The organism is Streptomyces sp. B1I3, assembly GCF_030816615.1.
Classification (GTDB): domain Bacteria; phylum Actinomycetota; class Actinomycetes; order Streptomycetales; family Streptomycetaceae; genus Streptomyces.
Window position 1 is genome coordinate 365,239 of sequence record NZ_JAUSYD010000001.1, and the last position, 22,683, is coordinate 387,921.

20 protein-coding genes are annotated in these 22,683 nt (G+C 71.1%); 7 read left to right on the forward strand and 13 right to left on the reverse strand.

The annotated features are described in order from the left end of the window. Positions 1-10: 10 nt before the first annotated feature. On the reverse strand, positions 11-1,327 hold the full coding sequence (locus tag QFZ58_RS01700) for a sugar ABC transporter substrate-binding protein (protein ID WP_307123074.1): 1,317 nt from the start codon (positions 1,325-1,327) through the stop codon (positions 11-13). Positions 1,328-1,512: 185 nt separating this feature from the next. On the opposite strand from QFZ58_RS01700, the gene QFZ58_RS01705 reads away from it, so the two are divergent. After that, entirely contained in the window at positions 1,513-2,838 is a 1,326-nt protein-coding gene (locus QFZ58_RS01705; RefSeq protein ID WP_307123075.1) for an ROK family protein, read from the forward strand. A gap of 172 nt (positions 2,839-3,010) precedes the next feature. Here QFZ58_RS01705 and QFZ58_RS01710 read toward each other — a convergent pair whose 3' ends face one another. The 3 genes from QFZ58_RS01710 to QFZ58_RS01720 form a co-directional block, all read right to left on the reverse strand. Then, the gene (locus tag QFZ58_RS01710) at positions 3,011-5,443 is read right to left on the reverse strand and encodes a glycoside hydrolase family 3 protein (protein WP_307123076.1); all 2,433 of its coding nucleotides are present in this window, start codon (positions 5,441-5,443) and stop codon (positions 3,011-3,013) included. Positions 5,444-5,620: 177 nt separating this feature from the next. After that, positions 5,621-7,792, reverse strand: a complete 2,172-nt coding sequence (locus tag QFZ58_RS01715; RefSeq protein ID WP_307128745.1) for a discoidin domain-containing protein — start codon at positions 7,790-7,792, stop codon at positions 5,621-5,623. Between the two features lie 225 nt (positions 7,793-8,017). Then, positions 8,018-10,210 carry a discoidin domain-containing protein gene (locus tag QFZ58_RS01720; protein WP_307123077.1) on the reverse strand — a complete coding sequence of 731 codons (2,193 nt, stop codon included), beginning with the start codon at positions 10,208-10,210 and terminating at the stop codon, positions 8,018-8,020. A gap of 580 nt (positions 10,211-10,790) precedes the next feature. Here QFZ58_RS01720 and QFZ58_RS01725 point away from each other — a divergent pair. The 3 genes from QFZ58_RS01725 (at position 10,791) to QFZ58_RS01735 (ending at position 13,365) form a co-directional block, all read left to right on the forward strand. Continuing rightward, positions 10,791-11,054: a polyprenyl synthetase gene (locus QFZ58_RS01725; protein ID WP_307123078.1), complete on the forward strand. Its 264-nt coding sequence runs from the start codon at positions 10,791-10,793 to the stop codon at positions 11,052-11,054. Further along, complete coding sequence (locus tag QFZ58_RS01730; protein WP_307123079.1) at positions 11,047-12,099, forward strand: polyprenyl synthetase family protein; 1,053 nt, start codon at positions 11,047-11,049, stop codon at positions 12,097-12,099. The genes QFZ58_RS01725 and QFZ58_RS01730 overlap by 8 nt, the downstream gene beginning before the upstream one ends. 102 nt (positions 12,100-12,201) lie before the next feature. Continuing rightward, the gene (locus QFZ58_RS01735; RefSeq protein WP_307123080.1) at positions 12,202-13,365 is read left to right on the forward strand and encodes an oxygenase MpaB family protein; all 1,164 of its coding nucleotides are present in this window, start codon (positions 12,202-12,204) and stop codon (positions 13,363-13,365) included. A gap of 77 nt (positions 13,366-13,442) precedes the next feature. Here the strand turns inward: QFZ58_RS01735 and QFZ58_RS01740 are convergent, their stop codons facing one another. The 4 genes from QFZ58_RS01740 to QFZ58_RS01755 form a co-directional block, all read right to left on the reverse strand. Then, a complete protein-coding gene (locus tag QFZ58_RS01740; RefSeq protein WP_307123081.1) occupies positions 13,443-14,483 on the reverse strand; it encodes an NAD(P)-dependent alcohol dehydrogenase in 1,041 nt (346 codons plus the stop codon). Between the two features lie 64 nt (positions 14,484-14,547). Further along, positions 14,548-15,324: an SDR family NAD(P)-dependent oxidoreductase gene (locus QFZ58_RS01745; protein WP_307123082.1), complete on the reverse strand. Its 777-nt coding sequence runs from the start codon at positions 15,322-15,324 to the stop codon at positions 14,548-14,550. Next, the gene (locus QFZ58_RS01750) at positions 15,321-15,992 is read right to left on the reverse strand and encodes a TetR/AcrR family transcriptional regulator (protein WP_307123083.1); all 672 of its coding nucleotides are present in this window, start codon (positions 15,990-15,992) and stop codon (positions 15,321-15,323) included. Before QFZ58_RS01750 ends, QFZ58_RS01745 begins: the two co-directional genes overlap by 4 nt. Positions 15,993-16,135: 143 nt before the next feature. After that, entirely contained in the window at positions 16,136-16,453 is a 318-nt protein-coding gene (locus tag QFZ58_RS01755; protein WP_307123084.1) for a hypothetical protein, read from the reverse strand. Between the two features lie 266 nt (positions 16,454-16,719). Between QFZ58_RS01755 and QFZ58_RS01760 the strand changes: the two genes are divergently transcribed. Continuing rightward, positions 16,720-17,142, forward strand: a complete 423-nt coding sequence (locus QFZ58_RS01760) for a PPOX class F420-dependent oxidoreductase (protein ID WP_307123085.1) — start codon at positions 16,720-16,722, stop codon at positions 17,140-17,142. 150 nt (positions 17,143-17,292) lie between these two features. Continuing rightward, complete coding sequence (locus QFZ58_RS01765) at positions 17,293-17,805, forward strand: hypothetical protein (RefSeq protein ID WP_307123086.1); 513 nt, start codon at positions 17,293-17,295, stop codon at positions 17,803-17,805. Positions 17,806-18,155: 350 nt separating this feature from the next. Here QFZ58_RS01765 and QFZ58_RS01770 read toward each other — a convergent pair whose 3' ends face one another. The 5 genes from QFZ58_RS01770 to QFZ58_RS01790 form a co-directional block, all read right to left on the reverse strand. Next, on the reverse strand, positions 18,156-18,923 hold the full coding sequence (locus QFZ58_RS01770; RefSeq protein ID WP_307123087.1) for an NPP1 family protein: 768 nt from the start codon (positions 18,921-18,923) through the stop codon (positions 18,156-18,158). A 159-nt stretch (positions 18,924-19,082) separates the two neighbouring features. Beyond that, positions 19,083-19,298 carry a hypothetical protein gene (locus tag QFZ58_RS01775; RefSeq protein WP_307123088.1) on the reverse strand — a complete coding sequence of 72 codons (216 nt, stop codon included), beginning with the start codon at positions 19,296-19,298 and terminating at the stop codon, positions 19,083-19,085. Positions 19,299-19,418: 120 nt separating this feature from the next. After that, positions 19,419-20,498 carry a hypothetical protein gene (locus QFZ58_RS01780; protein ID WP_307123089.1) on the reverse strand — a complete coding sequence of 360 codons (1,080 nt, stop codon included), beginning with the start codon at positions 20,496-20,498 and terminating at the stop codon, positions 19,419-19,421. Between the two features lie 224 nt (positions 20,499-20,722). Continuing rightward, positions 20,723-21,529, reverse strand: coding sequence for a PepSY domain-containing protein (locus QFZ58_RS01785; RefSeq protein WP_307123090.1), 807 nt, complete (start codon positions 21,527-21,529; stop codon positions 20,723-20,725). 206 nt (positions 21,530-21,735) lie between these two features. Further along, positions 21,736-21,990 (reverse strand): DUF5133 domain-containing protein, encoded by a 255-nt coding sequence (locus tag QFZ58_RS01790; RefSeq protein ID WP_307123091.1) that lies wholly within the window; start codon positions 21,988-21,990, stop codon positions 21,736-21,738. A 303-nt stretch (positions 21,991-22,293) separates the two neighbouring features. Between QFZ58_RS01790 and QFZ58_RS01795 the strand changes: the two genes are divergently transcribed. Continuing rightward, entirely contained in the window at positions 22,294-22,545 is a 252-nt protein-coding gene (locus QFZ58_RS01795) for a DUF6296 family protein (RefSeq protein ID WP_307123092.1), read from the forward strand. Positions 22,546-22,683 lie beyond the last annotated feature (138 nt).

The following is a 22,683-nucleotide window of genomic DNA, read 5'->3' on the forward strand; positions in this document are numbered from 1 at the left end:
GTGTCCGTGCTCACTTCTTGGGCATCTGCTGCTGGGCCTTTTCGAGCTTCGCCTTGACCGATGCGGTCGTCACCGCGCGGCCGGCGGCCGCGTCGGCGAAGAGCTCCTTGACCGCCGTGCCGACGACGGTCTCGAACTGCGACTCCTCGGGGACCTGGGGCAGGGCGGCGGCACTGGTGGCGAGGGTCTCCCGCAGGGGAGAGAGCGCGAAGGTGTTGAACGCGGCGTCCTCCTGCGCGGCCTTGACCGGCGGGATGGAGCCGTATTCCTTGTTCAGGACCGTCTGCTCCGCGTCGCTGGTCATGAACTTCACGAACTTCTTGGCGCCGTCGATGTTCTTGGTGTTGTTGAAGACGGCCAGGTTGATGCCGGCGACCATCGAGTTCGTGCCCTTGCCCTCGCCGGGCTCCCCCGACTGGACCGGGGCGGGCACCACGTCCCACTCGTCCTTGTTCATGCCCTGGGCCTCGAAGGTGGCGGCGGCGGTCTGCCACAGCACCATGGCCGTCTTGTCCTTGGCGAAGTCGCTCAGGGACTGGTTCTGCGCGTACTCGGCGTTGCCGGGCGCGATGATCTTGTCCTTGGCCATGAGGTCGACGTACTGCTTGACGGCGGCCACCGCCCCGTCGGACGTGAAGTCCGCCTTGCCGTCGGCGGTGAAGAAGTCGGCTCCGTGCTGCTTCGCGAGGACGAAGACCTGGTGGATGTTGTTGGAGAGGTTCGAACCTTCCGCGCCGAGTCCCCACTTGCCGTCCTTGGACAGCTTCTTGCCGGCCTCGGTCACCTCGTCCCACGTCGTGGGGGGCTTCTTGATGCCGGCGTCGGCGAACATCTTCTTGTTGTAGTAGAGCGCGTAGGCCATGGAGTACAGCGGCACGGCGGCCGGGTCCTTGCCCTGCACGCCGGTCGAGCCGAGTGCGGACTCGACGAAGCGGTCCTTGCCGCCTATCGCCTCGAAGTTCTTCTCGTCCCAGGGCAGCAGCGCGCCGGTGGCCTGCAGCGAGGCGCTCCAGGTGTTCCCGATGTTCAGGACGTCCGGCCCCTGACCGGAGGTGGTGGCGGTGAGGATGCGGTTCAGCAGGTCACCCCAGGGCACCACCTCGAGCTTGACCTTGATGCCCGTCTCCTTCTCGAACTTGTCGAGTTCGGGCTGCAGGACCTTCTTGTCGACCTCGAGGCTGGCGCCCTGGTTGGAGGCCCAGTACGTGAGCGTCTTCGGCTGCTCGTTGGATCCACCCGACCCGGACGACCCACCGCCGCAGGCAGCCGCGGTGAGAACGAGCGAGAGGGTGACGGCACCGACGGCCGCGGCTCGGATTCTGCGCATGACTCCAGGGGCCTTTCAGAAGTGGCGGATGTCCGCCGCGGGCCGGGTCGGAGCGGAGCTCCACATTTGGACCCTCAAACCCACACGGCTTAATTTAGGATGTGAGTTAAACCGCAAGTGAAGGTCGCGTCAAGGGGTGCCGCGGCGGTATGTTGCAGAGGTGAGCTTCAAGAAGAGGGGGCAGGGTGAAAGTACGCAGCGGTCGGACGGTGCGTGACCTGCGGCGCGAGAACCGCACCGCCGTATTGCAACGTTTGTATTTCGATGGCCCGTTGAGCCGTTTTTCGCTCGGACCGCTGACCGGGCTGAGCTCCGGCTCCGTGAGCAACGTGGTGGCCGAACTGGTCGCCGAGGGCCTGGTCGAGGAGGCCGGCAGCGTCGACTCCGCCGGCGGGCGCCCGCGCACCCTTCTGCGTATCCGGCCCCAGAGCCGTTACATGATCGGTGTCGACATCGGCGAGACCCGGGTGAGGGTCGAACTCTTCGACCTCGCCCTCACCGAGCTCGCACGGGTCGAGAAACCCCTGTCGCCCGACGGGCCCCGGCGCGTCGACCGCTACGACGTGGGAGTCGTGGTGGGGCATCTGCGCGCGGGCATCACCGAGGTCCTGGATCGCGCGGGGATCGCGGCCGACCGGCTCCTCGGGGTCGGCGTCGGCGTACCCGGCATCGTCTCCAGGACGCCGGAGGACGGCGCCGTGGTGCACGGCCAGACCATCGGCTGGGACGCCGTGCCGCTGGAGCGCCTGCTGCGTGAGTCGGTGCCGCTCCCAGGGAACGTCCCGTACTACATCGACAACGGCGCCAAGACGCTCGGTCAGGCCGAGATGTGGTTCGGCGCGGGGCGCGGGGCGCAGAGCGCCGTGGTCGTCCTCTTCGGTTCCGGTGTGGGCGCCTGCGTGGTCACCGACGACATGAGCCCGGGCCGGGCCGTCGAGTGGGGGCACCTGACCGTGCGGGTGCGCGGCCGGCGCTGCCGCTGCGGCGCGCTCGGCTGCCTCGAGGCGTACGCGGGCGCGGAGGCGCTTCTGGAGCGCTGGCGGGAGGCGGGCGGGCAACCGCTCGCCGACGCCGACGAGGAGACCGCGCTCACGGCCATGCTCGCCGCGGCGTACCCGGCCGGGCAGGACGACGGGGCCGGGCCGGAGTCCGACGCCACCGCCCTGGCCGTCCTGGAGGAGACCGCGGAGTACCTCGGGGCGGGCTTCTCCGACCTGATCAACCTCTTTCAGCCGGAGCGCATCCTCGTCGGTGGCTGGGCGGGGCTCCAGCTCGGCACCCGCTTCCTGGACTCGGTGCGGGCCCACGCCACTTCGTACGCCCTCGCGTACCCGGCCGCGCACGTACGCATCGACCTCGGCACCCTGGGGCCGGACGCCGTCACCGTGGGGGCTGCCGCCCTGCCGCTCGCGGACTTCTTCGAGCGCGGCGGCCGGCAGGAGGAGGCCGGTCCGCAGGAACAGGTCCCGGCGTGGCAGACGACTCTGCAGGACCGGGCCGCGCACGGGTGAGGTGACGCACGGGACCTGTGCGCTGCTCCCGCCCGTGGCCGCCCGGCCGTCATCCCGCGGGCGGCAGCGGCGGTCCGGCGCACCCGGCGCACCCGGCGCACCCGGCCACGGAACCCGAGGGCTTCGGGTGGGCGTTCCACCGGTCCCGGGAGGCCGGTGGAACATGATGCCGTCACGCCCTGTCCACCATGATCTTCCTCTCCCACCGCAGGTCGCCGGCGGACCGGCCCACCGTGACCCGGTACGGCCCGGCCTCGGTGCACCACCTTCGCTCGTCCTCGCCCCAGTGCCTCAGCGCTCGGGCGGGCACCTCCACCTCGGCCGTCACGGTACGGCCCGCTTCGGCGTGCACGGCGGCGTAGCCGGCGAACCAGCGCACGGGCCGCTCCACCGCTGATCCCGGCCGGGCCAGATAGACCTGGACGACCTCACGCCCCGGCCGCCGGCCGGTGTTGCGCATCCTGACGCGTACGGTGAACCCGTCGCCCGCCGTGACGTCCGGCGGGACATCGACGGCCTCGTACTCCCAGGTCGTGTAGCCGAGGCCGTGGCCGAACCAGTAGGCGGGTTCACGGCCGGTGCGCAGCCACGCCCGGTGGCCGATGTGCAGGCCCTCGGCGTATTCGAGACGGCCCCGGGAAGGGCTTGTGCGGGTGACAGGGGCGTCCGCCAGGGACGCAGCCCACGTGGTGGGCAGCCGACCGCCCGGCTCGACGAGACCGAACAGGACGTCGGCGAGCGCCCCTCCGCCTTCCTGGCCGGGGAACCAGGTGAGAAGCAGTGCCGCCACCTCGTCCCGCCACGGGAGTTCGACCGGTCCTCCGCTGTTGACCACGGCGACGGTGCGCGGATTGGCGGCGGCCACTGCCCGGACGAGCGCGTCCTGGTGTCCGTCCAGGGACAGTCCGGTCCGGTCGTACCCCTCGCTCTCGCTGTGCGCGCTGGTGCCCACGACGACGATCGCGGCGTCCGCACCCCGCGCGGCTTCCACGGCGGCGGCGAGCGACTCCGCCACCCCGGGCACCGGCGGCGCGGCAGCGACGACGGTGGCCCGTCCGCTCCCGGGGACCAGTTCACGCCGCGCCACCAGGTGGACGGGTTGCTTGGAACGGAGCAGGACTCGTGTGCTGTGTACCGGTGGATTGACGTGGACGACGGCGGGGTCGTGCGTCGTGCAGGGGTACTCCCCCTCCAGCACGGTCCGTCCGTCGACGGTGAGGGACATCCGGCCGAAGCCCCCGATACCGAAGGTCCACTCCCCCGTGCCGGGCGGCCGTATCAGGGCGCTGATCTCCACCGTGCGGGCTCCCGGTACCAGGTCGGGCTCGAGTTGCCGGCCCGAGAACCGGTGTTCCGCGGAGAGCTCCCCGCCGTGCTCGTCCAGAAGGCGCAGCAGCACACCGAGCGCGCCCGACCTCGGGTTGCTGCACCAGTCGGTGGTGAGCGGCGCCGGAGGGACCTCCAGGGCGGGGCCGGCGGCGTACACCACCCGGGCATGGCCGCGCAGGCGCGTGCGTATCCCGGACAGTGGGGTCACCTCGTCGGACGGGAAGACACCCGCGCTGCCGCCGCCCTGGGTACGCGGCGCCGCCGCGTGGACACCGATGACCGCGACCGAGGACAGCTCGCTGGGGTCCAGTGGGAGCACCCCGGTGTTGCGCAGCAGGACGGAACCGGCGGCTGCGGCACGGCGCAGCAGTGCCCGCGTGTCACGTGACCCCGTCGCCGGGGTCCGGGGTGGCCGGCGGGAGCCGAGCGCCCCGACGCGGTCGGCGAGTGTCAGCAGCCGCCGGACCTTCTCGTCGACGTCCTCCTCGCGGACCGCACCGTCCCGCACCGCGCGGATCAGGGACCGGCCCCATGGGCTCTCCGGCCCCGGCATGGCCAGGTCCAGGGCGGCGCGCCCGGGTTCCTCGGTGGAGCGCAGCGCCGCCCAGTCGGTCACGACGACCCCGTCGAAGCCCCACTCCCCCTTCAGGGGCTCCGCGAGGAGCTCGTTGGCCGTCATCGTCACACCGTTCACGGCGTTGTAGCCCGCCATGACGAGCCACACACCCGCCTCGACGGCTGCCTCGAACGGGGCCAGGTACACCTCCCGCAGTACGCGCTCGGACACCCGCACGTCGACCGTCAGCCGATCGGTCTCCGAGTCGTTGGCGACATAGTGCTTGGCCGTTGCCGCCACGCCTTGGGACTGGATGCCCCGGATCATCGCCGCGCCTGTGCGTCCCGCCAGTTCCGGGTCCTCCGAGAAGCACTCGAAGTGGCGGCCGCCCAGCGGGCTGCGATGGAGGTTGAGGGTGGGAGCCAGCACCACGTCGACGCCCTTGCGGGCGGCCTCGGCGGCCAGCAGGCCGCCCAGTTCCTCCACGATGTCCGTGTCCCACAGGGCCCCGAGCGCGGTGGCGGAGGGCAGCAGTGCCGAGGCGCGCCGCTCGTCCCAGGCCTCGCCCCGAACGCCGGCCGGCCCGTCCGATGCCACCATCGCCCGGAGCCCGATGGCCGGCTCCTCCCGGGTGCGCCAGGTCGTCGCCCCCGTGAGGAGGCTTATCTTCTGCGCGAGGCTGAGCTCCGCAAGGAGCTGTTCGAGCGTTTCGTCGGGCATGGCCCGTCCCTTTCCCGGCCTCCCGACCGCGTGGGAGAGAACTCTCCGTCTCGTGCGGTCGGGACGCCCTTCGCTTCGATCTCCTCCGGGAACGCGCCTACGTACGAGGGCAGGGCCCGGCCGTCCCGTGGCGGCGACGGCCGGGCCCTGCCGGAAGTACGGCACGCTTCACCGAGGTCAGCTGTAGACGCCGAACTCGTGCAGCGAGTAGCCCCAGGCCGTGCCCCGGGCTGTCAGCCGGAGACGTACGTGACGGGCGGTCGCGGGGGCGTCGATCGTGTCGATGTCCCCATTGCCCGCCGAAGTGGTGTGTATCGTACGCCAGTTGGCGCCGTCGTCGGAGACCTGGACCTCGTAGGACTTGGCATAGGCCGGGTCCCAGACCAGCTGGATCCTGCGGAACGCGGTCGGCGCCCCGAGGTCGACCTGGATCCACTGGGGGTCGCTCCAGTCGCTGGCCCAGCGTGTCTCCGTCTTCCCGTCCGTAGCGAGGGCGGCCGGGCACGGGCAGTCGCCGTAGGACGCCTGGGAGGAGGAGGCGGTGGTGGGCCTGTTCAGCGCCACGTTGGTGCCGTCGACGGGGGGTGCGACGACCTTGACCGACTTCGTGTCGATGCCGGCGTTGCCGTGGCCGTCCTCGGCCTGGATGTACACCTTCCACACGCCGAGCTTCTCGGGTGCGGTGACGGCGAAGGTGCCGTTACCGGTGGACCGCCACTGGGCCTCGACGAGACGCTTGTCGCCGCTGGCGTAGTTGCCGCTGAGGAAGATCTTGTACGTCACCGGGTCGCCGTTCGGGTCCCGCACGTCGGCGCGGACCGTGAACTCCTTGCCGGCGGGGGCCGCGGAAGCCGGAGTGACACCCATGTTCGTGATGACGGGTGGCGTGTTGTCCCCGCTCGTGGAACCGGCGTACGCCTTCTTCACCGCGTAGTAGGACAGGCGCTTCAGCCCGTCGGGCACCAGGTTGAACCAGACGCCGCCGAAGTCGTGCTCCAGCCCGTAGTGGAAGAGCGTGGCACCGAGCGCCACACCCTGGTGTCCGGTGACGCAACCCCACGCCCTGGTGTAGCCGTCGGCCTTCTGCACGTCGGTGGGCTCGTCGGGTACGCCGTTGGCGTCGTCCGGCACCTCCCACTCACCGGCCGGTCCGCCCTCGGTGATGATGTAGGGCTTGGTGTAGCCGCCCTGCTCCCAGGCGCCGCGCACATTGCAGATGTCGCCGTAGGAGTTCATCGAGTACAGGTCGAGGTCGGGGGCGTTGCGCTTGTAGTAGGGCCACGCGCCTGTCCACGCGTCGGTGGAGGTGACCGGATGGTCCGGGTCGATGGAGTGGATCTTCTTGGCGACGTCGTTGACGAAGGAGGTGTAGGCGTTGCGCTGGTTCTCCAGCTCGGTGCCGCTGTAACAGTTCTGGAGGCCGAGCACCGATTCGTTGCCGACGTTCCACATCAGGACACCGGGGTGGCTCTTGTAGACGTCGACCCACTTGGCGAACTCGGTGAGCGACGAGCTCTTGTAGGCGCTGTCGGTGACGTAGTTGACGCAGCCACCACTGCCGGGGCCGCCGCCGGGCTGGAGCCAGAAGCCGCTGACGACCCGGATGCCGTTGGCAGCCGCCTCGTCGAGCAGGGGCTTGCTGGAGCCGTCGGTGCCCCAGGTCCGGATGGTGTTCACGCCCATCGACTTCAGGTCGGGCATGTACCGGCCCGCGTCGGCGACGGACGGGCCCCAGGTGAGCCCCTTGACCTGGTAGGGCTTGCCGCCGACGGTGAGCTGCCAGTTGCCCTGCGAACCGGTCACGGCGACCGCGCCGCCGGAGGCCGGCGGCGGGCCGTCGCCGTCGCCGTAGACCTGGAACTCCCAGAGCGAGTAGCCGTAGCCACCGGTGCGTGCGGTCCCGAGCATCCGGACGTACCGGCCGGCGCCGGACACGGCGACGTCGTCCGTGCCGCCGTCGCTGCCGGTGACGGTCTTCAGGGCGCGCCAGTCGGTGCCGTTGTCGGAGGCCTGCAGTTCGTAGTTCTTGGCGTGCGCCGCCTCCCAGGTGAGGACGACACGGCTCAGGTTCTGCCTGCTGCCCAGGTCGACCTGGATCCACTGCGGGTCGCTCCACTGGCTGGCCCAGCGGGTTCCGGTGAGATTGCCGTCCACCGCCGCGGACGCCGCGTACGCCTCGCCCTCCTGGGAGGAGGCCGTGGCGGTCCTGCCCTGCGACAGCAGGGTTTCGGCCGCCTGGGCCGGAGGGGAGGCGGTCAGGGTGAGTGACGACGCGAACAGCGCGCCGAGGGCGAGGAGGGGCACGCCGACGCGGCGGCGTGCCGTCGTGGGGTGCGAGAGGAGTTGCAACACATCTGCTCCTGGCGGGTCGGGGTGCCGGGCGGCGTGGGACGCGTGCGGAGGTGCTGGAGCGACCCGGCGTGTGGGGAGGGACGGACCGCCCGTCCGGCGGGCGGGGCGTCCGGTTCCGTGCATGTGCCTGGTACGCCCCTCCGGGCCGGGTCGCGGGGAAGTGCCACGGCCCGGAGGGCGTTGAGTCCGGTCCGCTCCGGTCGGCCGGGGCGGACCGGGGGATCAGGGGTAGGACACCACGGTCGACGGAACGGTCGACGTGCCGGAGGTGGGTGATCCGGTGTCGTTGATGACGTGGTTGTAGTGACCGTTGCCGCCGAGGGAGACGACGAGCAGGCTGTGGAACCTGACGCCCGGTTTCACCGGTGCCTTGAAGCCGTGGTCCTGGCGGATGGCCGGATCGACGTTGTAGTTGGAGTAGCTGCCCATGCCCCAGCCCTCATGGGTGTCGACGGAGTCGTCGACCCGGTAGGCGGCGTACCCCTTGGTGTCACCGTTCTGGATGGCGGCCTGGTTGGGGGCGTCGTACGCCTTCTCGTTCTGGTAGAAGATCGTCTTTCCCCTCTCCCCGAACCACTCCACGTCGTACTTGTTGAAGTGCTCGACGAACAGACCGGTCGCCAGTACGTCGTCGCCGTTGACCCGCACGCCGTAGTCGGCCCGGTTGGTCTCCCAGCCCACGCCCTCGCCGTGGTCGGCGCGCCACACCCAGGTGTGGTCGATGATCACGTCGTCGCTGTTGACGAGGATGCTGGTCGTTGCCTTCCCGGGGCCGGCGCCGCCGACGCGGACGTAGACGTCCTGGACGGTGGTGGGGTTGGCGGCGTGGTCGGCGCCGGCGCCCTGCCCACCGATCTCCAGCAGAGTCGGGGAGTTGACCGGTCCCGCGTCGACGAGGAAGCCGGCGAGCTTGACACCGTCGACGTCTGCCACCTTCATGGCGGTCACGCCGTTGTCAGGGATGATGGTGGCGAGGCCGAGGCCCAGCACGACGGTGTCGGCCCGGTTCACGTTGATCGTCCGGTCGACGTGGTAGATGCCGGGGGTGAAGAGCAGGTTGAGCCCCTGTTCCAGGGCGGCGTTGATCGTCGTGGCGGTGGCGCCCGGCTTGACCACGTAGAACTTGCTCAGCGGGATGGACGTACCCTGCGGGGTGCCGCCGGCCCATGTGGTGCCGCGGGCGTTGGTCCGCTTGGCCGGCACGAAGACCTTGAACTCGTTGCCGTCCATGTGGAGGAAGGGCTTCTCGCGCGAGACGGGAGTGGTGTCGAGCGTGGTGTACCGGGGCTCGGGGAAGCTGTTCGCGGGAGCGCCCTCGACGCCCGAGAAGGTCATGTTCCACACACCGTTGGTCCAGCCGCCGATGCTGCTGTCGCGGGTGTACCACTGCTGCTGCGAGTACGGGCCGACCTGGCCGTCGATCTTGCTGTCGGCGATGTAGCCGCCACTGGCCCAGCCGTACCCGTTCGGTGCGAGGTTGAGGGCGCCCTTGACGTGCATCCGGCGGAACGAGGCCGCCTGCGAGACGGCCCAGCGGTTGGTGCCGCTGACCGGGTTGACGGCGAGGTTCTCGGCCGAACGCCAGAAGTTCTGGGTGGCGTTGCCGTTGAACCAGCCCGCGTCGACGGTCACGTCACCGTTGAAGGTGGTGTCGTCGGGCTTCAGGCCGAGACCCGCGATGGAGGTGTAGAAGCCGATCTGGGCGTTGATGTTGTCGTACGTGCCCGGCTTGAAGAAGAAGGCATGGCGGCCACTGCCGAACTGCGCCGACTCCTGCTCGCTGAAGACCTGGTCCAGTTTCGCCTGGATGCCGGGTGTGGAGGGGTCGAAGACGTGCACGTTCGGGCCGAGGTCTCCCCCGCCGGGGACGACCGGTCCCGTGCCGCCGCCGTCCGTGCTGCCGAAGACCTTGAACTCCCAGAGGGAGTAGCCGTATCCGGTGGCCCGGGCGGTCCCGAGCATGCGGACGTAGCGGGCGGTTCCCGAGACGCCGACCGTCTCGGTGCCGCCGGCTCCTGTGGTCGTGGAATAGGCGGTCGACCAGTCGGTGCCGTTGGACGACAGCTCGATGCGGTAGGTCTTCGCGTAGGCGGCCTCCCAGCTCAGCTCGACCCGGTCGAGGGCGGCCGGAGCACCGAGGTCGACCCTCAGCCACTGGGGGTCGGCGGCCGCGCTCGACCAGCGGGTGCCCGGATCACCGTCGACAGCGCTGCCGGCGGGCGTGCCGTAGTGCTCCTGGCTGGAGGCGGTCGCCTGCTTGCCCTGTGACAGCAGCACGGGCGCCGCTTCGGCCTCCGTAGCGGGTGTGAGAGCGAGCAGGGCGGCAGCCAGTGCGGTGACGACCGCGCCGACGAGTCCCTTGCGGGCAGCTCTGGGCGGCGGTGCGGCTATGAGGGGTATGCCAACTGCGGGCATCAGGGGGCTCCTTGGAAACGAACTGACGGGAGAGCGCTCTCCGGAACCCTGCCGCGCCGCGCCCGCGCGGTCAAGAACCCTGACGCTACTTTTCTTTCGCCTTCCATTAAGAGGAAGTCGGTCCAGGACACCGCCGCCGCCCGAGGCACGGCCCCGGCAGTCGAGCACGGTGGTCTGCCCTCGGGGCGCGAATGCGTCCAGAGCGGGTACGTCCGGAGGTGACGGGCCCGTCACCGCGGCGAGGTCGGCGCCGGCCGGGCACGCCCCGCCGAGAGCCGGTGCAGGCACACTCGGCCGAGATCCGGAGTGCGCCACGCTCTCTCGGTGATCCGTGGGCGGGGTTGTGTGCGGGAGGGCGGGCCGGCCGCCGCGTACAGGTGCATCGGGCCCGCGGGGTCGGCATGAATCACGGGAACCCCTTCGCAGGACACTGCGTACAGATGAACGAGTGATCACTTGATGGGGTTTTCAGGCCGCATCGTGGGCGGCCGTTGGGCACGCTGCTCCTGGCAGGCCGGGTGCGTGAGCGCCGGCTCGGAGGAGAGGGGTGGGGGTAGTGCATGTGCCACAGGATGCTCATATGGACCAGGACGGTGGGGGACGGCCGATGCTGGTGCTGGCCGGGCTGGTCGATCTCGCGCTGGACAGCTGCGGGTCGGCCCTGAAGGCAGCCGGCGCCCTGCTGGGCCGCTCCGACGTCGGCGAGCTGGCGAAGCAGGGGCAGCAGGACCTGCAGGCCCGTGGCCGGCTGGCCGTCGACCGCCTGGGAGTGGGTGGCGAGGCGCACATGGAGGTGCTGGCACGAGCGGCGCGCTCCCGGACCGCGGGCGAACCCGGTGCATGAGCGGTGGGGCCAGGGGGCGCTGAAGTCCCGTGTGGACCAGGAGCTGGAACGGTTCGTCAGGACGGAGATCGATGCACTGCTCGCGGTGGACGAGGCCCTGGCACCCCTCGGGGATGTCCTGACAGCGGTGACCGCACACGGTAAGCGGCTGCGCTCGTCCTTCTGCTACTGGGGATGGCGGGCCGCGGGGCAGCCGGACAGCGACGCGATGGTCCGGGCGGCGGCGAGCATGGAGCTGGTCCACGCCGCCGCTGTCGTGCACGACGACATCATCGACGAGAGCGGTCTTCGGCACGGCCTGCCGACCGCCCATGTGGCCTTGCGCAAGGTGTTCCCGGAGAAGCCACGCCGTACGGCGCGGGCGCGTTCGCTGGCCATGCTGGCCGGGGACCTGCTCATGGCGTGGGCCGGGCAGTTGTTCGCCACCTGCGGTCTGCCCGCCGCCTACCTGGCGCAGGCCCGCGGCCTGTGGGGGGTGCTGGCCCGGGAACTGATCGCCGGAGAGGCGCTGGAGATACTGCACACCGCGGCCGAACCCGATGTGCGCCGGTCGCTGAAGGTGATCCGGTACAAGACGGCCAAGTACACCGTCGAGCATCCGCTGCACATCGGTGCCGCTCTGGCGGGCGCCGACACGCGCGTGCGAGAGGTGTTCAGCGCCTACGGGCTTCCGCTGGGCGAGGCGTTCCAGCTGCGTGACGACCTGATGGGCCTGTTCGGTGAGCCGGCGACCACGGGCAAGGCGAACACCGATGACCTCACCGGGGCGCGGCCCACCGCACTGATGGCCCTCGCCCAGCAGGCGGCCACCCCGACCGAACGAGCCGAGCTGGCCGGCCTGCTCGGGCGCGGCGGTCTCACCTCCGGGCAGTTGGAGCGGGTGCGCGCCGTGGTGGAGCGCACCGGCGCCCGGCGGCGGATCGAGGACATGATCGCCGAGCGGGTCGCCCTCGCCACCGGGGCACTGCACGGTGCCGGTCTTCCGGAGGACGCCCGCCGGGCGATGACTCACCTGGCCACGGCCTCGACCGCCCGCCAGAACTGAGCGCCTGGCCGCGCCCCGACCGGCGTCCTGCCGGGACGGCCGGCTCCGTCACCCCCTCCTGTCCGTCGCCCCTCCCGTCCGAACAAGCGGAAACAGGTGCCCATGCCCTACACCGAAGAGTCGATGAACGCCTTGCGCCAGACCGGTGACGAGCTGGCTGACGCCACGGTCGCCACCCTGTTCGAGCGCGGCGAGGTGGGGAAGTTCAACGCGCTGATGCGCCACGTCTCGACCGCGGGGCAGGAGCTGCCGCAGGGCCTGCCGGAGGTGGCGCGCGAATACCTGCACGTGACCGCTACGCCACCCGCGTGGGTGGACTGGGAGGAGATGGAGAAGGCCCGGCTGTTCTTCATCGACAACAACGTGCACATCTCCACCGCGCTGTCGTTCGCCTCGATGCCCGCCTGCTACGTCGTCCCGCACGTCGCGAGGCTGCTGTCGGCGACGCATTCGCTGCGGTACCCGTCCAAGCGCATGGCGGAGACCGGGCAGTTCACGGTCTACCTCATGCAGCCGGACGCCTTCGAGGCCGGGAGCCGCTTCATCCCCGCCGCCCAGAAGGTACGGCTGCTGCACGCCTCTGTCCGGCATCACCTCGGGCGCGAGGGGCTCTGGGACGTGGCGGGTCTCGGGACGCCGATCTGTCAGGAGGACATGATCGGGGGGCAGATGATGTTCTCGATCCAGGTCCTGGACGCACTGCACCGGCTGGGCATCCACATGAGCGTCGACGGAGCGGAGTCGTACTACTACGCCTGGCGCGTGGTGGGCGCCATGCTCGGCGTCGACCAGCGGCACGTACCCAAGGACCTCGCCGAAGCACGCCGCTTCTCCGACCTCTACATGACCCGCCACATGGGGCCCAGTGCGGAGGGCGCCGATCTCACCCGGCAGCTGATCGACCTGTACGAGGAGGTCGTGCCCGGCACGTTCTTCGATCCGGTCGTCTCCGCCCTGATCCGTCACCTGGTCGGCGACACCTGTGCCGACTGGCTGGATGTGCCCCGTACGTCATGGGACACGGTCGTCAAGGTGGCTCCCGTACTCCTGAACGTCCTGGAGACGATCGAGGACCGCTCGCCGCTGGGGGCCTGGGGCCTGGACCGTCTGGGCCACCTCACCACCCTGTTCGAGCTCTCCTCCCTCACCCGGGGCCGGGTCATGCACTATGCCGTCCCGGAACAGCTCAAGAAGGACTACGGCGTCTCGTCCGGCGTACCGCGCACACGGCGCTGGACTCCCCCTCCTCCGGCCGTCCCCCTCTGACGCGGGAGACGGCGGCGCCGCCACGGGCCGCGGGCCGCCACTCGGGGTGGCGGCCCGCGGCCCGTGCACGGCCGAGGTCAGCCGTTGGGCAGGATGACGGCGCGACCGTTGACCTTCCCGGCGTGCAGCCGTTCATAGGCGAGCGGGGCCTCGTCCAGGGAGTACGTCTCGACGTGGACGTCGACGGAACCGGCGTGGGCGAGTTCGATCACCTCGGCGAGTTCCCGGCGCGTGCCCCAGTACGGCGCGGTGACCGACGTGGCGAACGGCAGGACGCCGAAGCCGACCGGGAGCAGGCCGCCGCCGATGCCGACGATGGTGACGTCGCTGTCGACGGAGGCGGCCGCACCGGCTGTCTTCACGGTCGGCTCGGCACCGACGAAGTCGAACACGACCTCGGCGCCGATACCGCCGGTGAGCTCGCGGACCCTGGCGGCCGCGTTCTCGTCGGAGAGCACCGCCTCGTGAGCGCCCACGGCCCGGGCAAGGGCGAGCTTCTCCTCGGAGACGTCGAGCGCGATGACGCGGACCGCCGTCATGGCCCGGAGCAGCTGGATGGCCACGTGACCGAGGCCGCCGGCGCCGATGACCACGGCGGTGGCCCCGGGCCGGAGCTTCGGCAGCGAACGCTTGATCGCGTGGTACGGCGTGAGGCCGGCGTCGGTGAGGGACACGGTCTTGACCGGGTCGAGGTCGCCGATCGGCGTCAGGTGACGGGCGTTGTCGACGATCATGTACTCGGCCATGGCACCCGGGCTGCCGAGCCCCGGGGGGTTGATGCCGAGATCGGCTGCGCGCAGGCAGTAGTTCTCCCGGCCTTCGGCGCAGTTCACGCAGGTGCCGCAGCCCCAGGGTCCGTAGACGGCGACCGAGTCCCCCACCGAGACACCCTGGGCGCCCTCGCCGAGCGCCGCGACGGTTCCGACGCCCTCGTGGCCGAGCGTGAGCGGCAACTGGTAGGGGAAGCCCTCGGCGGGCCAGCTCATCACCGCGATGTCGGAATGGCAGACGCCGGCGGCGCTGACCTGGAGGAGGACCTGCCCCGGTCCCGGTTCGGGCTCGGGTATCTCGACGACCTCGGGCGCGGCGCCGACGGTGCGGTACTGGACGGCTTTCATGACTCTCCTTCGTTCTCCTTGCTTCCTTTGTCGGCCCCGTGGTGGCCGGCCGCCACCCGGCGGCTCAGGAGGCGGAGTAACCGCCGTCCACCAGGTGGTAGCTGCCGTGGATGAAGGAGGCCCGGTCGGAGAGCAGGAAGGCGGTGAGTTCGGCGACCTCCTCCGACGTTCCCAGGCGGCCCGCCGGATGCAGGGAGATGAGGTGGTCGCGGGCCGGGGCGTCGGTGTCGCGGAGCAGTGGGGTGTCGATGAAGCCGGGGCCGACCGCGTTGATGCGGATGTTCCTGTCCGCGTACTCGAGTGCGGCGGTCTTGGTGAGGCCGACGACGCCGTGCTTGGCGGCGACGTACGCCGGGGAGCCCGCGAAGCCGTTCGTCCCGAGGATCGAGGACATGTTGACGACGGCGCCGCCTCCTGCGGCGAGGATGGCCGGGAGTTCGAAGCGCAGGGAGTAGAAGACACCGCTGAGGTTGGTGGCGACGACCTTGTCCCAGTCCTCGATGCCGTACTCCCCCGTGGGTCGTGAGGGGCCGCCGATGCCGGCGTTGTTCACGGCGAGGTGCAGGGCGCCGAACGTGTCGACCGTGTACCGCACACCGGCTTCGACGGAAACGGGGTCGGTGACGTCGAGGGCGACGGCGGCTGCCCGGGCGCCGGTGGCCTCCAGCTCGGCCACGGCCTCGTGGGCGCTCGCCTCGTTGTGGTCGGCGACGACGACGGTCGCGCCGCCCGCGGCCAGACGCCGCGAGAGGGCCAGACCGATGCCGGACGCACCGCCGGTGACGAGGGCGATCCGGCCGGCGAACTCCGCCTCGGGGGCGGTGGGGAGGTTGGTGCTCATGATGATGCGCTTCCTTGGATGGTGCTGTGGGGCGCCGGCCCGTCCTGCCGGGAATCCAGCAGGTCTGCGGAGAGGGCGTCGAAGGCGTGTACGACGAGTTCGGGCAGGGCTGCGGGGCGGCCGCCCCGTACCCATGCCGCCTGGGCGGCGAGCAGCGCTCCGGCCCCGGCGGCCACGGCCACGGCGGGTCGGAGGTCCTCCCGCGGGTCGACGCGGAGTCGTTCCGCGAGGATCGCGACCGACTCCTCCTGTGCGTCGACACGGATGTGGTGGTAGGCCGCGTACAGGGTCGGCTCCTCCTCGGCCATGACGAGCAGGTCGAAGATGCGCGGCCGTAGGTGCCACGGCTCGGCCTCGCGGTCGTCGAGCCAGTCGAGGACGGCCCGGCGATAGGCGACGAGCGGCGGCTCGGCGGGGGGCCGGGAGCGGAGCGCCCGGTTGATCCTGTCACCGTCGCCACGGACCGCGTCGAGGGCGGCGGCCTCCTTGCTGGGGAAGTGGCGGCTGAAGGTACGCCGGTCGACGTCGGCCGCCTGCGCGATCTCCTCGACGGTCACCTCACGCAGCCCGCGGTCGAGCACCAGCTCGAACGCGGCTTGCGCCAGCGCGTCGCGGGTCCTGCGCGCCTTGCGGCTGCGTCGCTCGGGGCCGTTCCCTGCCGAATCCATAGTTGTAGCGTACACCTTTGAATGTCCCGGCGGGACTCGTGTCCCACTGGGACACCACCGGGCACGCCGACGGCGGGGCACCCCGGCGCACGAGTCCACCGGGGCGCCCCGACGCCGCTGTTCATGCAGAGGCCGGACCGCCGTCAGTACTCACTGTCGATCCCGGTGACCACGGCGGCCCCCAGCGGCGCGTCGGCCTCCGCCACACCGCTCTCCCGCAGCGCGGCCGTGGCCAGGCGCACCGCCTCGGCCTCGGCGCCGGCCCGGTCGTCGGCGTCGACCTCCAGCCGGAGGGAGAAGGTGTTGCCGTCCTGCACCGTCAGGATGTCCAGATCCTCGGTCTCCCCGAGCTCGGTGTTCTGCGGATCCTGTGGACGCAGCCTGCGTTCCACCTCCGAGCGCGTCGTGTCGGTGACGCCGTGGACGAACGTGCCGGGGACGGTGATGACGAACGTGGTCACGGGAACTCCTCGCGTCTGCGGCCCTCGCCGTGCCGGCCGGGCTCCGGATGTCAGGGGCTGCTCCCGGAAGGGCCTACGCCTGTCTCGTACCCCACTCACGGAACCTGTTGCCCTGTTCGGCCGGTCGAATCGAAAAGACGCGGCCGGCGGGACCGGTGAGAGGCGGTGCGGGGTGTCCCGGACGGAATATGGCAGCGTGGAACCGCGGCGCCCCGGGCCGCCGTGCCCGAAGCCGGGCGCGCAGTTCCGAGAAGAGGAGAGAGAACATGTCGCAGCCGCCGCTTCCCGACGCCGCGATCGCCATGCTGGAGAAGGCCAACCCGGCCGTCATCGCCACCCTCCGGGCGGACGGGCAGCCGGTGTCCACAGCCACGTGGTACCTCTGGGACGAGGGCCGGGTCCTGGTCAACATGGACGAGGGCCGCAAACGGCTCGACCATGTGCGCGGCGACGCCCGTGTCACGCTGACCGTGCTCGACGACGCCGACTGGTACACCCACGTGACCCTGATCGGACGCGTCGTCGAGATGCGCGACGACGCGGGCCTCGCCGACATCGACCGGCTGTCACGTCACTACCTGGGCCGGCCGTACGCGCAACGTGACCGCGCCCGGGTCAGCGCGTGGATCGAGATCGACCGCTGGCACGGCTGGGGCGGCTTCCGGGACAGCAGTCAGGCCGGCGGCTGATCCGCGCCTTCGTCACTCCCCCACCGGAGGGCCGGCGCCCTCAGGAGCCAGGCATGCGTGACCGGGACGGCAAGGACTGCAACCATCGCCTTTCCTGATGTGTCTCATCAAGTACCACATCTTCCCCGTACACCGAGAAATGGGGACATCATGCTCCACCACTCACGGCTCGCGGCCGCTGCCGCGGGTGTTGTCCTCGCCGCGGCGACCGGAGCGGCCGCGCCGGCATCCGCCGCGCCGGGCGCCCCGCCCGCCGCGGCGACCGCCCTGGTCACCGACGCCCGCTGGGGAAGCCACTGCTCCTTCGACCGGATCGTGATCGATGTCCGTGGCAAGCTGCCGCCGGTCACCGTACGGACGGTCGGCACGCTCCGCTACGACGGCCCGGGGACCCACGTCCCGCTCGCCGGGAAGCACTTCCTGGAGATCCGGCTCTCCCCCGCCGCCGCGCACGACGACGGCGGGAAATCCGTGTACAGGGGCCCGCGCCTCGCGCGGACCCACCTGCCCGCTCTCCGGGGGCTGGCTCTCACGGGCGACTTCGAAGGAGCCGTCACGCTCGGCGCCGCCTTCCGCACCGAGCCCGCCTACAGCACCCACAGGCTGCACGCGCCCGAACGCTTCGTCGTCGACGTCCGCCACCCCTCGACCTGCGGCAGGTGAGACGCGGCGGAGGAGTCAGCGGGCCGGCAGCGCCCGCAGAGCCGCGGTGACCTCGGCCCGCGACCACCGCACGATCTCATGCGGGAAGCCACGTGGTGCGCGCTGGGCCGGGCGGCGCTCGCCGTGGGTGACCGTCGGGTGACGGAGCGGGCCGAGGCCGAACTGTAGCCTGTCGAGGATGAGTTGGCCGGCGAGGGTAGTGGACTGGTCTCCTGCGGGCTCGTGTCGGACCACCTGGGCGCCCTCGCTGAGGGGCTGGGGGCGGGCTGACGGCGTGGGCACACCCGGGAACGAGTCACCACGCCCCGGCCGGGCCTTCCCACAGGAAGGTGCCCGGCCGGGAGACGCGCTCAGGCGTTGGGGTCGAAGCCGATGCCCGCGGGCAGGGCCTTCGCCAGGTGGGCGCGGAAGGTGCTGTCCTTGATGCCGAGCACGGCGCTGCCGAAGTCGGCCTGGGTCAGCTTGTCGCGCAGGCCCGCGGGGTAGCCGTTCCAGCCGACCAGGGCGGGGAACTGCCACGCGTGGTCGTGGTTCTCCGGCGGCTCGTCGTTGGAGTTCGCGGGGCGGAAGCAGTGGGTGCTCAGCCCGTCCTTGTGGTAGACGACCTTGGGGTGCGTCCCGTCCCACCGGATGGTGTCGCGGCCGTGGACGTCGAAGTCGCCGTGGGCGGAGGTGGACACGTACCGCGCCTCGTTGTTCTGGACCCACACGACCACGTGCTCCCAGTCATGCCTGTGGCCGCCGAGCCCGCTGCCGGCCACGGCCTGGTCCTTCTCGAAGTAGAGGCCGTACACGATCGCGCACCAGCCGTTGTTGCACGTATGACGGGAATAGCTGTTGGTGTTGTCGAGGTCCCACGCGTCACGGCAACTGCCGTTGACCGCGCCGGTGGTGTTGAGGCCCGGGGCTGTCGTCCCGTCCGGGCCGATGGCCGGAGTGGGGTAGCAGCCGTCCGTGTCGTAGTCGAAGGCGGGCTGGAACGTCCGCTCGATCACCTCCGCCTGCGCGGGCAGCGCGGTCGGCGGAGCGGCGAGAGCGCTGCCGGCGGAAGTCATGACCAGCGCGAAGGCACCGGCGGCGGCGAGCGAGATCCTGCGGACGGACGGGCTGCTGAGCATCGGGGTCCTCCCGGTCGGCGCGTGTGGGGGCACGCGATCAGGCTTGGCATGCCCAACTCAACAGCGTCGAACCCTCGCACCGCGCGTGGTCCCGGCCGGGCCCGGCCGGGCGTCGCCGTCCGCCCTGCCGGGCAGCACGAAGACCGTGACGGGAAGCCCTTATTCGGCGAGGTGGCCGGTAGCGGGATCCACCTGTCCCAGGAACTCCGGGGCAGCGTCCTCGAGTTCCGCGTCCTCCAACCGGGCGGTTCCGTGCACTGCGGCCGTGAAGCCGTATCGGGCGTTCGGACCCGAATCCCAGGTGAAGTCGTACACCCCGGGGCTGCCGGCTCGGCGGGTCACGGTGAACCTCTCACCGTTCACGGTCAACTCCACGCCGCTCGCCTCCACATGTTTGGACGTCCCACGCGACAATGCCCTGTCCCGCACCCGGCGCACCAACCGGACGGCATTCTCGCCTCAGGAGTGCGGCGCGCCACGGCGCCCGTGCCGCCGTCAGCGCGCGACGGCGGTGGCCGCGCCCGTGGCGCCGGTCCGGGCGGCGGTGCCCGGACGCAGCGTCCACGGCACCGGGTCGGTGTTCGTCAGCCAGGTGTCGACGATGAGACGTCGCACGATGAGGACACGCAGTTCACGGCGCTGCTTGCCCCAGCCCATGCCGAGACAGAGCTGTTTGACGGACGGTCCGTGGCCGTGCGACGCACGGAAGGCCGCCGCGAACTGCGCGGCGCGCGGCCCTTCGCCGGGGTGACCGGCCTCCCACGCGGCGTAGGCGGCGCGCATCTTCTCGTCGGCCTGAACGGGCACGGCCACGCGCATGAAGGCCTCCGCCACCTTCTCCGTGGGCAGCGCACACTGCGGGCAGTGCTCCACGGCCTCGGCGTGCCGGCGCAGTGCGACACTCGCCCGGGCCTTCCACCCCTCCCACGTCAGCTGCGGTGCCGCCTCGTCCACACGCGGCGGCGCCGGGGGCGGGGGCCGCATTCCCGACAGGTGCCGCACCGGTTCCGCGAGACGGTACCGGTGGGCGTCAAGGTCGAGCAGGAAACCCTTGGCCAGCAGTTCGGGCAACGCGGCCCTGCACCAGGCGGGCAGCTCGTCGGGGATCGGGCCGTACGCGTCGGAGGGACCGTGGGCGGCCAGGAAGAGGGCGCCCAGCCGCGCCTCGGACGACGCCTTCCTGACCGGCTTGGCCGCCAGGGTGCGGATGACCCACCCCGACACACGCGACCGCATCAGCTTGCCGAACGGCAGCCGGCGGTCCGGCCCGGCCGCGAGATCCGGCACGACGATGGGGACGGGGACATCCGGACTGCCGCCGAAGAGGGCGTCCTGCCCCTGCCACCCCAGGACCGCCACGGCCGCGACAGCGCCTTCCGCGTCGGCCAGGCGCAGCGAACGCAGGTCCTGCGCGGTGAGGTTGCCGATACCGCTGCGGGCGGCACGGATGGAGACCACTGTCGCGAGAAGTTGTGCGTCGGCCGTCATGAGCGGCAGCGAACCCACGTAGCCGAGGAGGCGGCGGGCGGCCTCTCCCTGCTGGTGCGTCAGCAGGAACGGCCGCGGGTCGCTCACCACGGCGGGCGTCGCCGGGGCAGGACGTGAACTGGAGGAGGAGTTGGGCACGTCACGTACAACGTACCGACAGGGCCGAGGTCACCACTCGTACGTATGTACGATACGAATCTGTCCGCGCACCCGGCTGCGGGCCGGCTCCTCGCACGGTGCTCCTGGACGGGCAGCACATCGGTGGCGGACCGCGATGCGGTCCGCCACCGATGTGTGAGGCCGGGAGGTGATCAGTTCTCGTCCACTTCTTCCTTGGTGATGGTGCCGTTCGCCGCGTCCACGTCGAAGTCGGTCTTCGTCCAGTCGCTGCCGACCACCTCGACCTGCCAGACCAGGACCTGACTGTCGTTCTCGTCGAGGTCGAGTGAGGTGACCGTGCCCTTCTTCTTGCCCATGGCGACCTTGGCAGCCTGCTCCGGCGTCTGCTTGGCGTTGGCGATCCAGCCGGCCATCTGCTGCTTCTCGGCGGCGCTCTGCCCGGCGACCGGTGCGGACTCGAGCACGTCACCGGACACCGCGTCGATGGTCACCCTGTGCGCGGTGCCGTCCTCCTTGACGACCTCGGCGACCCACTTCGCACCGGCGGAGCTGCCACTCGGGCTCGGGCTGCCGCTCGTGGTGCCGGGGCTCGCACTCTTGCTGCCGCCGGGGCTGGGGCTCTCGCTCCCGCTCGCACTGGCGCTCGCGCTCGCGTCGCTGTCGTCGTCCAGATCCTTGAGGTCGAGCTCGGTCAGCTTCCCACCGGACACCTCACCCACGGCGGTCGTGGCGGCCTTGTCGTAGGTGACCTTGACGGTGGAGAGCAACTCCTTGCGCTTCGTCTGGTCCTCGGTCAGCTGTGCCGTGCTGGACGGGCTTGCCGTCTGGTTCGGCATGACCTTCGCAGCTTCCGAGGTCGCAGCGGCCGTCTTGTCACCGCTGTCCTGCCCGCAGCCGGTCACAAGGGCGGAGGCAAGCACGGCGCACAGGGCGCCGGCGACGCGGAGCCGGCGGGTGCGCGGGGAAACGTTCTTGTTGCGTCGGGGCTGAAATCTCATACCGCATGCCTAGCCGCGTCGGCGCGCAGTCATGTTGCCCGACCAGCGGCTGTCACCCGATCGACGGCGCCATCCCCCCGTTCGCCGTCGCGGTTCCGCCGCGGCCCGCCCGGTGATCGTCCTGAACACCCGGGCCGGGCCGCCCGGCCCCGCACGGCGAAGGACGCCGGTCCGTGCGGACCGGCGTCCTTCCTGACCGGGCGGCGTCAGGCGGTGAGCTGCACCTCGGACGGGACCGCCTTCGAGCCGACCGATCCGGCGGACGGGACGGCGCGCAACTGCGCTTCCGCGGCCCTCAGGGCGTCCGGGACCGTGCGGGTGCCGGTGGTGACGCAGAGGGTGTAGGAGACATCCTCGAGATGACGGCTGCTCTCGGAGGTTCCGAGCCGTGCATGGGCGCTTCGCAGTGACTCGTAGCGCTTGACGAGATTCCGCAGCGTTGCGGGATTGGCCATCAGCACGGCAGTTCCTCTCCACAGGGCGGCCGGGAGCCAAGGCCCCGCACCGACGATGTCCGATCGCGCCGGCGGTCCGCCTGGCGTCACGGGCGCGGCCGTGCGAATCGTCAGCACGTTTCCGGTCCCTTGCAGATGATGGTCGCCCCGCCCCACGGAATCCGCATCCGGAATCACGGACGGTCACGCGTCCGCTCTCCCGGAGCTCCGGTTGCTCCATCTGCGCCATGTGCGCCCTGCGCCCGGGTGCGAAACAATGGACGGTGTCGGGCGGCCGGCCGCTGCCGGCGCCCCGGTCAGGAGGCGGTCATGGAGTACCCGGAGACGTACGAGCTGATATTCCAGGCGACGGGCGCGGCGGACGACGTGGTGGTCGTCCACCTCACGGCCCGGTCCGGTGCGGGGGGTTACCCGATCTACGAGGACGAGACCGGAATCGTGCGGGCGGAGATCAGCGAGCGGGGCGAGGTGCGGATGCAGGCGAGCGGGGGGCACCAGGCCCTGCGGGTGCCGCTGCTCGCACGGCCGCTGAGCCACGGAGCAACCCCACCCGCCGGCTGAGAGCACCGAGCGCCGCTCCCGTTCTCCTCCGGCGCCCGCCCGTTCCTGCCCACTCGATGCCCGAATGTGTTTACATTTCCGACGCTGAACCGTAGTCTGCCGCTGAAACCACAGACTCGGGCATGAAACGGATACGTA